The organism is Fictibacillus fluitans (assembly GCF_030418125.1).
Taxonomy (GTDB): Bacteria; Bacillota; Bacilli; order Bacillales; family Fictibacillaceae; genus Fictibacillus_C; species Fictibacillus_C fluitans.
In genome coordinates this window covers 235,795-250,395 of the sequence record NZ_JAUHTR010000003.1, presented here as the reverse complement: position 1 = coordinate 250,395, position 14,601 = coordinate 235,795, and the positions used below count along the sequence as shown (strand labels likewise).

The following is a 14,601-nucleotide window of genomic DNA, read 5'->3' as shown; positions in this document are numbered from 1 at the left end:
ATTACGTCAAGTAAAATATGATAAATAAATTAGCTCATTTACATGGTTAATTCTGATCAATAGGGGGAATTCTTTTTAAAACCCTAATGAGGAGGATTCACCATGAAAACGTATGAAGTAAAAACGTATTTTCTTGAGGACGATGGCTTTATTCCCAACAATCCCCGTCTGCCCGTTTTATTTTATGAAGGTGTTTTGTCCGGAAAACCTCAGCAGGCAGAAGAAATCTTCCGTTCTAACAATTGGCTGAACAGCTGGCAGGGAGGAGTTTACGATTTTCACCATTATCACAGCAATACCCATGAGGCATTGGGTGTGGTCTCTGGCTTTGCCACAGTAAAAATCGGAGGTAAATCAGGTGAGGAACTTCAGGTCCATACGGGGGATGTACTTATTCTCCCAGCAGGAACCGGGCATATGAATGTGGATTCCAGCTCCGATTTTCAGGTTGCAGGTGCCTATCCACAAGGTATGGAACATAACCTGATGCGTGGAGTTGACGGTGAACGCCCGCATGTACTGGAGGAAATCGATTCGGTCCCACTTCCTGAAACTGATCCTTTATTCGGAACAGACGGCCCCCTTCTCCAGTATTGGAATGTAAAATAAAAATGGCCCGAATCACACAGCGATTCGGGCTTTTCCTATGCCAGTGATTCCGGCGGCAGCGGCTCTTTTTTTATTGTAGGTTTATCCCATTTTGATTTCGTTTTGATCACTGAAATTACTGCTATAGCCAAACCGCCTGTCGTGTCCGCGATCAAATCAATCATCGTATCGCTGTTCCCGCCGCCCTGCAATGTCATTTGGAACATCTGATCCATACTGAATTCGTACATTTCCCACACCACCCCGCCTAGAACAGCAAAGGAAAGCACGAACCAAAATACAAGCCAGGGTGAAATTTCTGTTTTTCCTTCCCTGTGAATGAGTCGTTCATAAAGAGCGATGGCCACGAATGCCAGTAGAGCTCCGCTCAGGAGGTGCAAGAAGGTATCCCACCATCCAAGTCCGTAAAAATGCAGGATCGACCCCAGATATTGGCTCGCAAAGAGAAAGGCGAGATAAGAAAGTGTAATAGATAGGTTAAACGTCATTTTCGTAAATTTCGCCAACAGGAGCGGTATGGCCCCGCATAAAACCCCGCCAAGCGCGACCTGATAGCTGTGTGTTGTACCCTTTGAGAAATAATAGAAAAACAAAACCGCCATAAAAACGGTGTAGGCCAGACTGAGCATGAGCACCCATTTTCGCTTCATAACAACACCTCTTTATTTCATCCTTCTTATAAATTATTGCCACTCCCTCCTGAAATATGAATATTTCCATAACACAAAAAGACCCGGAACAAAATTTCGTCCCGGGCCGAACACTGTAAAGCCTTATTGTTTGGTTGTATCAATTCGTTTTCTGATAGGTTTAATTACGTTCATATCCACATTATATGTCTTTCCGTTGTATGTCACTTTTGCCTTGTCGTCTCCATCCCGGCCGGTAATCTTCACGCTCTTGCTTTCGATTAGAAAGCTTCCGTCCTTCTTTTCCACATGTTTGGCATTTCCCATCTCTTTATTGATCACAGGTTCAATGGTTTTCTCATAGGCTTTCGAGGCGGAATTTGCGCCTTCTTTACCGATATCTGCGATCTTTCCGGGGCTGACCCCAAATACAACAATGGCGATAAGGGCAATAATTCCAAAAAGAATGGCAGCACGTACTGCAAGCTTCAGCAAGAAAATAAAAACTAGTATGGCAACAACAGCAAGTATAACAAGCAGGAGGTGATTCTCCAACCAATCCATAATTTTGTCATCCCTTCCTTTTTAACAGAGTATTACCCTATTTACCAAGAAAGTAGGCAAGGAAAGAACTTCCTTTTATTAAGAAGCGCTTGCCTTCCTCAGTGCCTGCTTTACTGTTGAACGGGAGACATAGCTGTGCAGTACCATGCCAAGCATAACCAGAACCATACCAATCCAGCTTAATGCCGTGGGCAGCGGCAATGAAAGCAGCCAGATTTCTCCTGCGGCTGCAAACAATACTTCTGCCGACTGGGTCGCTTCTACTGCAGCAAGCTGCTGCATGTTTCCCCGGACCAGGTCCGTCGCGTAAAAGAACAGCACCGTTGCAATTACCCCTGAAGAAAGAGCCACAATTCCAGTTTGCAGGACTTGTTCTTTTGCAGGCGGACCCACTGTCAGTAAACCGGCAATGGAAAGAATGATCCATAATGGCAAGCTTGCCAGCGTCATTCCCAGCACCCTCTGATACGCATCGAGTCTTCCCCCGCATACTTCCATCATCTTGCGGTTTCCAAGCGGATAAGCAAACGAAGCCACTATCACAGGAAAAACGCCAAGCAGGATATCGTTAAACGACAATGTCCCTGCCTGCTCGAGCTGCATTAGTACAATGCCAAGCAGGATAATGAGAGACATCGACAAGCCTTTGAACGGTATTTTCCCCCGCACGGCTTCCAGTCCGTTTGCTGTTTGAACCTGCTCCTTAAAAAAAGGAACCAGGAGTGATCCGGAGATGATGGTAATCTGCCATGTTCCCGCTATCAGCCACCCCGGCTCGTATGCCGCCGCAAAGCAAATGGGCGCGTAAAAAAAGCCGAACCCAATAATGCTCCAAATCCCCCAGGCTTTCGGATTTTCCTTCATCACCCGTAAAAGGGGCTGCAAATTCCCTCTCATTCCCACAATGATCAGAAGAAAAGGCACCATGAACAAATACCGGAGCGAAGCACTCCAGATCCAGCTTCCTCCCGAAACTTCCATCAATGAATTAAGAACGAATGTAAAAGCGAAAAAGAATGCTGAACCTATTCCAATAAATACCGGACGCATGACAAACACCTCTGTTTTATTCTTGTGTAAGCAGTTCTCCAAGACTCAGCCAGTTCTTTTCCGTTAACTGTGCGGTCTTTTCCCTATCCTTTTCTATGCAGGCAGAGATGATTTGCTCATGCTGCTCCACCGATTTGATTCCTTTTAATGAACCGAATTGTGCCATTTCGAGTCTGCGAATTTTGGCCGTACAGGTCTCAAGGGCTTTTCTCAACTCCGGGTTACCGGCAGCTACAAGAAATACCTCATGAAACATTTCATCCGCTTCAATCGCCCGGCTTACGTTTTTTTCCTCTATGGCTCTTTTGAAAATTTGATTGCACTCCTTCAATTTTTGTATATTATCTTTCTCTAAGCCAGGAACGGCTAACCTGGCTGCAAGTGCATGCAAGGCAGCCACTAAAGTAAAGGCATGCTTTGCCTCCTCTTTATGGAGTGGTGCCACCCGTGTCGCCGAACCCGGCATCGCTTCCACCAGTCCCTCATCTTCCAATCGTTTTAGCGCCTCTCTCACCGGCGTCCGGCTAATCCCAAACTGTTCGGCCAAATCCTTGTCATTGAGCCTTTCTTCCGGTTCCAGTTCAAGTGAGAGAATGGCGTCCCTTAAATGATGGTACACTTCATCCCGCAGCGATTGACGTTTAATTCGTTGAATGTTTTTCATAAAACCAATATATCGCATATCAGTTGAATGCTCAATAAAAAATCAGTTTCCTCCGAAACTGATTTTAAAGGCTATACCCGTCTTCGTCTGTAGACAATTTCTCCATCATACTCTTCTCCTGTCGGCACATAGCCCAACTTTTCGTAAAGAGAAATGGCAAGGTGATTTTCCCGGTTTACTGTGAGCCGTGTTTCTTTAGAATGAGGAAATTTTTTCTCAATCCAGGAAATCATCTCTGTCAATGCCTGCTTTCCATAGCCTTTGCCCTGCTGCTGTTCATCAATAAGGAAGCCATTGATCCAATACATGCTTTCTGTCTCGGGTACACAGGCATGCATAATGAAACCGACCATCCTGCCATTAACATAAATCGAGAAAGGCAAATAATTCACCTCATCACCGTCAGGCTTGATGTACACTTTGGCCAGAGAGACTGCAACTGACGGCACCAGTTTGACCTGCTCGCTCTTCACCTTCAATTTTATTGCTTGTTCCCAATTTTCACGATCGACTTTCCTTAGCTCCATCTTCCGGTATCCTCCTGCCTGGCAGTTTTCTTTCTCTTCATTTCCTCTCCTGGTTTGCACTTTCCTTTAGAAGAACAAAAAAACCGGCGTCTGCCGGTTTTTGTTTAAGCCGTTTTTCTGTATTTTCCCGAAATGCCAATCGCAAAACAGATTATGGTCGTAATGAGCAAAGCCTGAGTAATCGAGCTTAAAAGCGGACTAAAGGCCATTGCGCTGTAGATTTGAACGGAAATGCCGATCGGAACTCCCAAAAATAAAACAGCAGATCCGAAAAGCGCATTTTTGGTCGTTGTCAGTGACGTGCGGTGCGCCCAGTCGAGAATACGCAAAGCTCCGATCCAAAAAATGCTGACAACCGCCCAGAAAAAGAGAAGGGCAGCAACAAAGGAATGGGACGATAAACCAAAAAGTACTTGCTCGGAATACAAATTGATATTCATAAATACTTTAATGGTTTGATAGGCCCCTACTCCAAACAACAGTGTAAGGTAAAACAAAGCAAACTCCATGCCTCTATGGTTCTGTAATCTCCGTTTCCATGAATGCATCATCTTTCCCCCAAAAAATGACTTATTTGTTTATCGTCTTATCATACAAAAAACAATCTGAAATTTAAACCTGTTTTTTTAAAATTTTTGCAAAATAACGTTAATTGGTAAGATTGTACTACTTTTTAACTCGCTTGTCTAATTTCATATACGATAAAATTTCACTATCAATCTTGCCTTTCTCCTGCTCCCTGTCTTCAAAATTTTCGGTATGGATATAGGTTGTCAGCGCCTTATACAGCTTGCCGTCATCTGCCGAGGCTCCTTTCATGTAGTTTAATCTGAGCAGCTCCCTGCTTATTTCCTGCTTAACCTCTTCATCAATCTCTATAATATCTTCCGGTTTGGAAGGAGCGAAATATAATTGGTGCAGCTTATAAATCCGTTTCAGTTCTTTAATCGGTTCCTGGTGATCCTCCACTCTTAAATCAATATAGCGGTCATTGAACCCTCCATAGCCGCCCTTATCTTTCACAACCAGCAAAGCAGCAGACTGCTGGCCCCGGCTGTCTCCGCCAGCCTCTTGTCCTGCCTGCAGGGCTGCAAGCAAACGTTCAGCAAGTGACCCCTGCGCCTCAGAAAAGGTTCGTCCCATGGCTTCTACCGTGGCGGAACTGACCAAAATATTGCCCTGGGCAGCAAAGTTAGGACCGGTTATTCCTCCTGCCCAGTCATAGCATTCTTTCCCGGTAAAGGTAGCACCATGTCCATTGGCATCGATCAGGCCAACCTGCCTCATTTCCCGCTGCTCGTCCTTTTCAATCAGCATCTTCAGCGTTTCCTCCGCTGATTTACCCTGTTCCATCGCCTCCAGTGCCTGTGGACCGTATGAGGTATTGGCATAGGATTGTGTGGCAACAGCGCCAACTCCTGCCTTTGCCCACGGAACGACCGCGCCCACTCCCAAAAATTTGGACTGCACCGCAATTCCCCACTCTTTTTCACTAGGATCATAGCCCGCAATTGAATATGTCATTTAAAAACCTCTCCTGTCTTTTATTATGTATGGATGATAGATTTTATGCTTTTTAGAATAAAACGGTTTGGAAACCAGAACTATTCCTTGTCCATGCTCCTTTTACTTCTGCAAAATGCCATTTAATTCCTCTTTTTTCCACATAATTCGTCAGAACGAACTAGACTTTATTAAAGGTTGCTTGCGCAGGATTTCTTCCAAGTACTTCGTTGAAAGGTTGATTGCAGTGCAAGGTGCGAGACTCCTCGAAAATGAACACTACATTTTCTTCGTGCGATGTTTCGCTGCCGAAGCCTTCCTTGTCCTACGGGAAAAGCGGGACAGATGAGACCAATAAGGCGCTCGCGCCGTTCCCGCAGGAGCTTGCGACGAGGAGGTAGGCGCTTGTGCCGGTAAGGCTCAGCGCACGCCCGTGAAAGTAGGCGCTCGCGCCGGTAAAAGCGAGCGACCTGGAACGGAAATCAACTACTTTCAAACCAACATAGGTTATACCCCCAAAAAAAGAAAGAGCCTCGAGGGCTCTTTCTTCCATGAATATAGTTATGAAGCATTGATTACAGCAGGGTTTCTGCTCCGTCAATATAGATTTCTGTGCCTGAAATATGGCTGGATCGTTCGGATGCCAGAAACAAGGCAAGATCTGCGACTTGCTCGGGATCGCCCGCCTTATGCTCAAGCGGCTGATCGCCCTCGGGATATTTGACAGGAATACTGATTTCTTTTACATCTTCTGTTGGGAAGGTATTTTGCCCGATGTTAGTAGTGATGGCTCCCGGGCAGATGGCGTTCACCCTGATTTTGTACCGGGCAAGCTCCAGCGCGGCCATTTTCATAAAGGCCACCTGTGCCGCTTTGGTAGAGCTGTATGCCGACATCCCGAATCCTGAATAACGGCGGTTTCCATTGATGGATGCCGTAATGACAATGCTTCCACCCTCTTTTTTCAAATGAGGCACCGCATGCTTAACGGTTAAAAAAGTTCCCGTTAAATTAGTGGAAATCGTCGTGTTCCAATCCTCCAGCTCAAATTTTTCGATAGACGAAAGGGTTCCATTGATGCCAGCATTGGCATAAAGAACATCCAGCCTGCCCCATTCTTTTACTGCCTTTTCAATGCCTGCTCTCACCTGTTTCTCATTTGTAACATCCACTTCTCCGGCAATGGCTTCTCCGCCCGCTTCCCTGATTTCATTTACGGTTTCTTGTGCCCGCTCCTCTTTTACATCCAGAACACATACCTTCATTCCTTCTTTCGCAAACGCAAGGCACGAAGCCTTGCCAATCCCTGATCCTCCACCTGTGACCACGGCTACTTTGCCTTCTTCATGGCTATAAATGGTTCCCATATGTATCTCCTCCTTTAGATTTAATACTTATATACCCACTTATTCAGTATTTTTTTGAAATTTTAAAAACTTTATTATGTTACACTATGTCTGAGGATTGCAAACTTAAAAATTGAAACGTTTCAATTGATGAGGAGGAAAATTTATGGCACCACTTTCCAATGATGAATTGATGGAACTTGAAAGCAAACATTCCTTCCTGTTTTTCTGGCGGGAGGCCAACAGTAATCCAGAAAGCCAGGGATTCGGATTGATCCGCGACCGCGCGCCGGGCGATCCCGAGATGTGTTCTGTCGCTTCGGTCGGCTATGGATTAACTGCGCTTGTCATCGGTGCGGAACGGCAATGGGTTTCCACTGATGAAGCCAGTCAGCGCGCCGAAGGAACACTTGATACGCTATTGCTTTACGCAGAAGAAGTGAACGGTTTTTTCTATCACTTTCTTTCCATGAACACAGGTAAACGATACGGCAATTCCGAGGTTTCCGTTATTGATACAGCGATTGCCGTGTGCGGGGCAATTACGGCAGGTGAATATTTTGGCGGAAAATTGAAGGAAAAAGCACAGCAGCTGTATGAACGGGTAGATTGGGAATGGTACAGAAATCCTGAGACCAACCAGTTTTATATGGGATATACACCTGAGCGCGGCCATTGGGGTGCCTGGGACATGTACGCCGAGCAGTTCATGATGTATTTTCTGGCGGCAGCTTCGCCTTCCCATCCGGTGGATCCTGAGATGTTTTACGATTTCCATCGCCAGGTCAGCACCTATGGCGATGTTCCCCTTTTCATTTATACCTGGACAGGCTCTTTGTTTACTTATCAATTTTCCCATGCCTGGTTTGATTTGCAGAACAAGACGGACCGGGACGGCCTGGACTGGTGGGAAAATTCGGTTAAAGCCACGCTTGCCCACCGGCAGTATGGCATGGACGAATCGGCCAGCTTCAGGACCTTTGGACCGAACTCATGGGGGCTGACGGCATGTGACGGCCCTTATGGATACAGAGGGAATTATGGAGCTCCTCCGTCCGGACGGTCCGGAGCCAATGACCAGCATCATCCCGACGGGACGGTTCCTCCTGCCGGTGCCATCGGATCCATCCCCTTTACACCGAAGGAAAGCCTGGAGGCGATGCAGCACTACTATAACCAAGTTCCGGAGCTTTGGGGAGAATACGGCTTCAGGGATGCATACAATCTGGATGTTTCTCCTGCATGGTATGGGCGCGACGTCATCGGGATTGATAAGGGCATTTCACTGCTTATGATCGAAAACTACCGGACCGGACTGGTGTGGAAATGGTTCATGAAAAACAAGTTTGCCAAAAAAGGTCTGGAACTGACCGGCTTTACCGAGAAACCACTATAAAAAATGCCTGCCGGGCTTGAGCCTGACAGGCATTTTTTGCTTATTCTCCTGAAATTCCTGTTTTGTCTGTTGCCTCCACAAACCATCGCTGAGCCACAAAATACAGCACCAGCAGCGGAAAAATGACGAGCATCGTTCCTGCCAGTTTAATGGATTCGTTAATATCGGTTTTTGCTGATGCAGCCTGGCTTCCGCCAAACATATTTTTAAATGCATCGTTAAACTCCTGAAGTTTTAAAGGCAGCGTGGACATGGCATCCCCAAGATACAGTGACGCCATATAGGTTTCATTCCAATGCCATACAAAGGAAAAGAGAAACACAACCATCATTGCGGGTACCGAAATGGGAAGCACGATCCGGAAAAAGATTGAGATTCTTCCGGCTCCGTCAATCTGCGCCGCCTCTTCAAGGGCTACAGGAATGGACTTGAAAAACTGGGTGTAGATCAGGATAAACAGCGTGCTTTTAATTCCCATGGCAAAAATGGCCGGCAGGATAAATGGCAGGGAAGAACCGGTCATCCCATAGTTTTCAAACAAGAGATACAGCGGGATCATAACTACCTGCGCCGGGATAATAAATGTGATGATCATCAGTACAAAAAATATCGGTTTTCCCGGAAAACTAAATTTTGCAAAGCCGTAACCTACGAGGGCACAGGAAATCGTTTGTGCCACCGCTGGCAGAGCTGCATTCATAAGTGTTGTGCTTAAGGTTTTCGGGAAATCAAGAACCTGCCATGCCTGAATATAGTTCTCCAGGTTAAACTCCCGCGGAATCCACATGACAGTCGGATCAAGCAAATCATCCATGCTTTTAAAGCTCTGCGAAAGGATGAACAGTATCGGATACAAGTACACAAAGCCGATGCAAATCAAAAGGTAATACGTAAAAAACTTAAAGATGAGTCCGTCATTCCCCTGTTTACCCAATAAAAGACGCCTGGCACGGAGAAGGAGCGGGTTTTTCCCGTACATCCCTTTAGCAAGAACAGAGCCCGCAGGCGGTGTTATTTTTTCGTGTTCTGCGATGCTTTTCATGAGACTGTCCCCCTTTTCACTCGTGGCTTCCGGTACCCAAGCTTACGCTCTTTCTTGCCTTCCTTATTTCTGAAAAAGAAAAAGATGACCAAAAGGATGAGTAAAATCAACCCCTGATAGATCCAGGAAAGCGCAGTAGCATAACCGAATCCGGTTTCAATTTTGAACATATTCTCCTTAATCAACTTGATGACGTCGTTCACCGAATTGGTAAACAAGTCAACGGTGGTGTAAATCAGGTTGACAAGAATAAACGGTTTTAAGCCGGGCAGTGTAATCTTCCAAAACGTTTCCCACGGTGAAGCTCCGTCGATCGCAGCCGCCTCGTATATGCTTCTGTTAATTTTCTGGAGTCCTGCCAGAAAGATCAGGATCTGGACACCCGAGAACCAAAGAATCAGGATGAACTTCTGAATCACTTCAATGATGGGATCTGCAAGCCCCGGACCCAAAGAATCCTTAAGCATGGTTACAATGCCGTACTGCTCAACCATGGGAATGGTTCCCGCTCCCTGGGCAAACAGCTCATTGATCACTGCACCACTCGAAATCACGACCGGCAGGAAAAAGACGGCGCGGAACATCCCCTTCATCTTAATGGGCTGATTGATCAAAAGGGCAACGATCATGGAAAAGATGACGACAATCGGTACCATGAGAATCACCGTCTTGGTAAAGTTAAATACTTCATCCATAAAATACGGATCCTTGAACAGCGCGTATTGATAGTTATCGAGCTTTACAAATTCGGACTGAATGCCTTCCGGCGTGATGAACACTTTTTCAAAACTCATTTTCAAAGAAGAATAGATGGGATACGCCATGAAAAATAGAAAGCCAATCAGCCAGGGAGAGATGAACAACAATCCTGTCAGTGTATTTTTCCGTTGGTTGGTCATTGCCTGCTCCCCCTTTTCGATAGAAGAAAGTCTCTTGCCGGAATGGTACGGCCATCTGCTTTTACTGCTTTGGATTCATAGTTTACAAGGATGACTGTTCCATTTGAATAAGTCACTTCAACTACACCCGGCTGATAGACTTTCCGGTTTTCAATGGTTTCCCCCGCCACTGCACCAAGCGGCTTTTTCACTCTTTCATAGATCTCTTTGGCATCATCCAGCCAGTCCTTGTAATAGGAAGCACCAATAGACTTTGACGGCCCTTTGCTTAACAGATGAGAAGGTTGCTTTGTAAAATAAAAGGATGGATAAGCTCCTGTTTCTACCATCTTCAAGACCATTTCATTCTTGTCTGCCGCAAAATTCAGCGGAGATGTAAAGTAATTGATATAACCGTGAAGCACCATCTGTACAAAGGGAACGGTGTCCGTCGCATACATGTATTGCGAGGAATCCATTTCAATATTGTAGATTTTCGATGCATGCTTTAAGAGATAGGCATTTGGCTGATACAGTGCCAAATCATCAAATTGGTTAGAAAGGTGGTCCGCAAGTTTCATATAATCAGAGGCAGCTTCATCACGGCCCACAGGGTTCGACTTCCTGAAATCCGAGAACAGGACAGACCCTGTATTTTCAAGTGCTGCACCAGCAGAAGGAATATTCTTTAACTCTTTCGTATCCTCCCTGGCCAGGTTTACCGCCTTGTGTGGAGAAATGTAATACCGCTCCAAATCGATTTTTTCCTTTTCAAACGGATCGCTTCCAATGCGCTCAATCAACACCTGATTCGTAATCTTGCGCGCCGCTTCCGTTTTCTCATTGAAATTATTGGCACCTTCATAGCCATACGTATAATCCAGCTGAAGCGACAATGCAATTCCCCGGTTCTTCAGCACATGGGCCAGATCCGTTAAACCATCTTCGCCGCCGAGCTCACTGGCAACAGGAAACCGCTCGGGGTTGCTGCCGGTAAGGCCGCCATGGTTCCATCCCCGCAGGAGCACGTCGAGATTGGAAAGACCTTCTGCTTTTAATGTTTTCGTAATGTCATCGACATCCTGAAATTTTGTCATCTCCACAAATTTTCGGCTGAACAAGCCTTTTTCCATTTCACCGCCAAGAAATTCAACATGTGCCGGCACATCTGTTTTTGCTGGCTTTGTTTTCTTCAGAATCCCTTTATTCTCCAGGTAGCTTCGGTACGACTTGGCCATCCCGGTATATGATGCCTCGTCTTTTTGGAGAAAAGAGTACCTGATTTTCAGGTCAGTCTGTATTCTTGTTTTTTGGTAGGTGTTGTAGCCGCCCATATTTTTGCTTGTTGGCTGAAAGTAGGCGTTACGGATGATAAACCGCGGGCTAATCCAGTTGAAATTGGTGTTCAATCCTGCCGGATAGGCTACGATTTCCGCATTATACTGGCCCTTTTCCACAATGCCGAGAAAGCCATTCTGCCCTTCGCCATGAACCGCTCCAAATACCGGCATGGTTACGTTAATGTTCCTGTTGCCCCCCATTCTTGGAGGGTTGACGGAATAATCCTGGCCAAAAATTCTTCCGACAAACGGCTCGTCATAGGAAACTGAAGGCTTTTGATAGCGGATAAGGGCACCACTTCCATCCGGAATCATCATATAGCCGGGAACATCATCCAGACGGGTGCTTCCCAGAAAAGGATAGACGTAAATATTCGCCAGCTTATGGTCTTTTTCACTCCAGCTTTTTTCCGGAACGTTTACAACAAGCCCGCTTTCCTCAATGCTTACCTGCACATCAAAGGACGTTTTTAGTTTCTTTAAATCCACGGTAAATTGAAAGCCGTTTTTGATGGCTTTTTTGTTCATCACCTGGCCGTCAAGCGAGGCTACACTTCCTCGATCAAGCCCGGCATTATCGTTAAAATAATCAATCATCACCGGGGAGCGGACAAGCATGCTCCAGTCCTCGTTCAACTGCTCTTTTTTCAAGGTATCTTTTGAAGGATAAGAAGACCATACATATCCTGTCTTTTTATTTTCCACCATGATGCCCATCGTTTTGCTGTCAACATAAAGTGCGAGGGACGGCGTTTCTGCTTCTTTCTTGTATTCAGCCGGAATGGAAGGGGATTTTACTTCCTTTTGTTTTTTGTCCGGCTGTGTATAGCGGTTGGAACTCAGCTCAACGGCCGAGAGTTCTTCATGTTTTTTCAGCATTTCCTGTGGCGGCACATCCTTCGTTTTGGTAAAAAGCCCTGATGCACCTGTAATGCCGCTTGAAATCAGCAGCAGTACCGCAAGCATGACACCAAACACTGCTTTTTTCACTGTGAATCTAAACACGGGCCTTCACCTCCGAAAGGATAGCATCTACAAAATCATACAGCTGGTTGGTCAAACCAAACATCATAAATCCGATCAGCCCGAGAATACCCATGCCCGCAAAGGTTAAAAGAATATTCTTTACGGTTTGTCCAAGCTCGAACCGGTGGATCTCCTTGACCATTAAAAACATGAGAAGGGCTGTCCAAACCATCATCCCGTACCGGGAAATGTCATAAATTACCGATTCCATCAATGTCAGTCCATTGGAAACGATGGCAATTGGAATTCCCAAAAAGATATAAGGGCTGAAGGCATAGGCCGTTCCAATATAAACGTCACGCAGTTTTCCTTTACCGTCATTGATGGTGCTCACCAGGTAGTTGGCGATAATCCAGACAGCAATCGGGACGAGAACCTTCCACAACTCATTGAACAGCCTGATGTTGTCGGGATCTTCAGCACTGAACAGAAAGTTGGTATAAATAAGATCGATGAAATAGACGGCAACGAGCAAAACGTAAAGGATCGTGGCCATGAACACAGAGCCTTTTCCTCTTTGGATAAGCTCCCAATAGCCCTCGATTGGATGTCTCATGATCCGGAAGGACTGAAGAAATTGCGAAATATATCTTTCCTTTTTCATGGCCTGCCACTGGTTCATCACGCCAGCTCCAAGTCCCTTTTTACGATACAGACGTCTCATAAGAAAATAGGCAGCGAGAAGAACAGCGCCTGCAATGATAAAAGAAGACGTGTGCTCAAGCATCCATTTCCGCCGGATTTCCCAGTAAGCCGTGGAGTAGCCTTCCATATCTTTTGAAATCGAAAACCGTTCGAGTGCCTCTTCGTAATTTCCTTTTTTCAGAGCTGCCATTCCCATCCCCTGATGAGCAAGGCCGAACATGCTGTTATACTTGAGAACTTCTTTCCAGTACACTTCACTTTTTTCGTAGCGGCCTTCCGAGTAATAGGACATTGCCTTATGCACAAGATTCGCATAGGCGGTGGGCTGGAAGACCTGAATGGCTCCGCGCTGTTTATCAAGCACGAATACACGTCCCTTTGAATTCACCGCGATGCCGGACGGGCTCTTTGTCAGTCCAAGGCGCTGGTTTCCGCTGTCCTCTCCGCTGAAGGTGAAGATCAGATTGCCTTCAGAATCATATTCATAAATATAACCAAATTCGCCGTCAACGGAATAGATGTTACCCATAAAATCCACGGTGACGTCTGAAAGGCTGTCACTGCCCATGACCGATGGAATAAGATTGGAGCCTGAAATGTTCAGCTTTTTGATGCTTTCTGTTTTGGCTCCTGTGGTGCTGGTATAAATCAGCCCCTCATCATCAATGGCAAGGTTGCTTGCTGAAGGCGGTTGTTTGCTTTCAAGCTTTTTCATCTGTTCCTTTGTATACAGCACATCCTGGACCTTTCGTTTCAGGTCAAAGCCGGTCTGGTTGGCTCCGAAATATCCCAGAAACTCACCCTTTGAACTGAACTGCGCCAGCCCTTCAACCGATCCTTCGAGTACCGCGTACAAGTTCCCCCGCTTATCGACAATCACCTTTTTCGGAACAAAGTTGGTGTCTTTGCCAAAGAGAACCGATTCTGGCTTTCCAAACTCGTTCACTTTTTTGCCCTTAGCGTCAAATTCAAACAGCTTCTGGCTCCCGTAATCGGCCACAAATACATGTCCGTTCTCCTTCACAAAAACCCCGGTGGGCTGGGTGAGCACACCTTTGCCGATACTTCTGCTGTACGTACCATCAGGGCTAAGAACCGCAATTCTTCCATTGCCGGCATCCGCGACATAAATTTGGTCCTTACGGTCAATAAAGATGTCTTCCGGCTGGGAAAAAGGCTGAAGTTTTTCTTTTCCGACACCTTCTGTATTTCCGATGGAAGCCAGCCCATTGATCATTCCGGTCGGCAGGTAGGCATCCTGGGTAAGCATCCATTCACCGTCAGGATTTATTGTATACGTATCATAAGGTGCAGAGGCTTGAGTTTTTCCCGGAAGCCAAAGGAGAAAAACAATGAACATGAGTACCATTTTTTTTGCCATA

At 46.0% G+C, this 14,601-nt stretch carries 14 protein-coding genes; 2 read left to right on the top strand and 12 right to left on the bottom strand.

Annotated features, from left to right (window positions below; all coding sequences use genetic code 11):
* Positions 1-102: 102 nt before the first annotated feature.
* Positions 103-609 (top strand): cupin domain-containing protein, encoded by a 507-nt coding sequence (locus tag QYB97_RS08470; RefSeq protein ID WP_301165549.1) that lies wholly within the window; start codon positions 103-105, stop codon positions 607-609.
* Positions 610-644: 35 nt separating this feature from the next.
* Here the strand turns inward: QYB97_RS08470 and QYB97_RS08465 are convergent, their stop codons facing one another.
* The 8 genes from QYB97_RS08465 to QYB97_RS08430 all read right to left on the bottom strand — a co-directional run bounded on the left by QYB97_RS08465 (position 645) and on the right by QYB97_RS08430 (position 6,913).
* Entirely contained in the window at positions 645-1,259 is a 615-nt protein-coding gene (locus tag QYB97_RS08465) for a DUF2238 domain-containing protein (protein ID WP_301165548.1), read from the bottom strand.
* A gap of 123 nt (positions 1,260-1,382) precedes the next feature.
* Entirely contained in the window at positions 1,383-1,802 is a 420-nt protein-coding gene (locus QYB97_RS08460) for a hypothetical protein (RefSeq protein ID WP_301165547.1), read from the bottom strand.
* Positions 1,803-1,880: 78 nt separating this feature from the next.
* Positions 1,881-2,852: a DMT family transporter gene (locus QYB97_RS08455; RefSeq protein ID WP_301165546.1), complete on the bottom strand. Its 972-nt coding sequence runs from the start codon at positions 2,850-2,852 to the stop codon at positions 1,881-1,883.
* A gap of 16 nt (positions 2,853-2,868) precedes the next feature.
* Complete coding sequence (locus QYB97_RS08450) at positions 2,869-3,534, bottom strand: GntR family transcriptional regulator (protein WP_425589781.1); 666 nt, start codon at positions 3,532-3,534, stop codon at positions 2,869-2,871.
* A 53-nt stretch (positions 3,535-3,587) separates the two neighbouring features.
* Entirely contained in the window at positions 3,588-4,043 is a 456-nt protein-coding gene (locus QYB97_RS08445; RefSeq protein WP_301165545.1) for a GNAT family N-acetyltransferase, read from the bottom strand.
* 104 nt (positions 4,044-4,147) lie between these two features.
* Positions 4,148-4,594, bottom strand: a complete 447-nt coding sequence (locus QYB97_RS08440) for a hypothetical protein (RefSeq protein WP_301165544.1) — start codon at positions 4,592-4,594, stop codon at positions 4,148-4,150.
* 115 nt (positions 4,595-4,709) lie between these two features.
* Positions 4,710-5,567 carry a DUF1028 domain-containing protein gene (locus QYB97_RS08435; protein ID WP_301165543.1) on the bottom strand — a complete coding sequence of 286 codons (858 nt, stop codon included), beginning with the start codon at positions 5,565-5,567 and terminating at the stop codon, positions 4,710-4,712.
* 554 nt (positions 5,568-6,121) lie between these two features.
* Entirely contained in the window at positions 6,122-6,913 is a 792-nt protein-coding gene (locus tag QYB97_RS08430; RefSeq protein ID WP_301165542.1) for an SDR family oxidoreductase, read from the bottom strand.
* Between the two features lie 145 nt (positions 6,914-7,058).
* Here QYB97_RS08430 and QYB97_RS08425 point away from each other — a divergent pair, with 145 nt between their 5' ends.
* Positions 7,059-8,288, top strand: a complete 1,230-nt coding sequence (locus tag QYB97_RS08425) for a glucoamylase family protein (protein WP_301165541.1) — start codon at positions 7,059-7,061, stop codon at positions 8,286-8,288.
* A gap of 40 nt (positions 8,289-8,328) precedes the next feature.
* Here the strand turns inward: QYB97_RS08425 and QYB97_RS08420 are convergent, their stop codons facing one another.
* The 4 genes from QYB97_RS08420 to QYB97_RS08405 are packed head-to-tail and all read right to left on the bottom strand — an operon-like array spanning position 8,329 to position 14,600.
* Complete coding sequence (locus QYB97_RS08420; RefSeq protein WP_301165540.1) at positions 8,329-9,330, bottom strand: carbohydrate ABC transporter permease; 1,002 nt, start codon at positions 9,328-9,330, stop codon at positions 8,329-8,331.
* Positions 9,327-10,229, bottom strand: coding sequence for a carbohydrate ABC transporter permease (locus QYB97_RS08415; RefSeq protein ID WP_301165539.1), 903 nt, complete (start codon positions 10,227-10,229; stop codon positions 9,327-9,329). Before QYB97_RS08415 ends, QYB97_RS08420 begins: the two co-directional genes overlap by 4 nt.
* Complete coding sequence (locus QYB97_RS08410; RefSeq protein WP_301165538.1) at positions 10,226-12,553, bottom strand: DUF5696 domain-containing protein; 2,328 nt, start codon at positions 12,551-12,553, stop codon at positions 10,226-10,228. Before QYB97_RS08410 ends, QYB97_RS08415 begins: the two co-directional genes overlap by 4 nt.
* The gene (locus tag QYB97_RS08405) at positions 12,546-14,600 is read right to left on the bottom strand and encodes a YIP1 family protein (RefSeq protein WP_301165537.1); all 2,055 of its coding nucleotides are present in this window, start codon (positions 14,598-14,600) and stop codon (positions 12,546-12,548) included. The genes QYB97_RS08410 and QYB97_RS08405 overlap by 8 nt, the downstream gene beginning before the upstream one ends.
* Position 14,601: the final 1 nt, after the last annotated feature.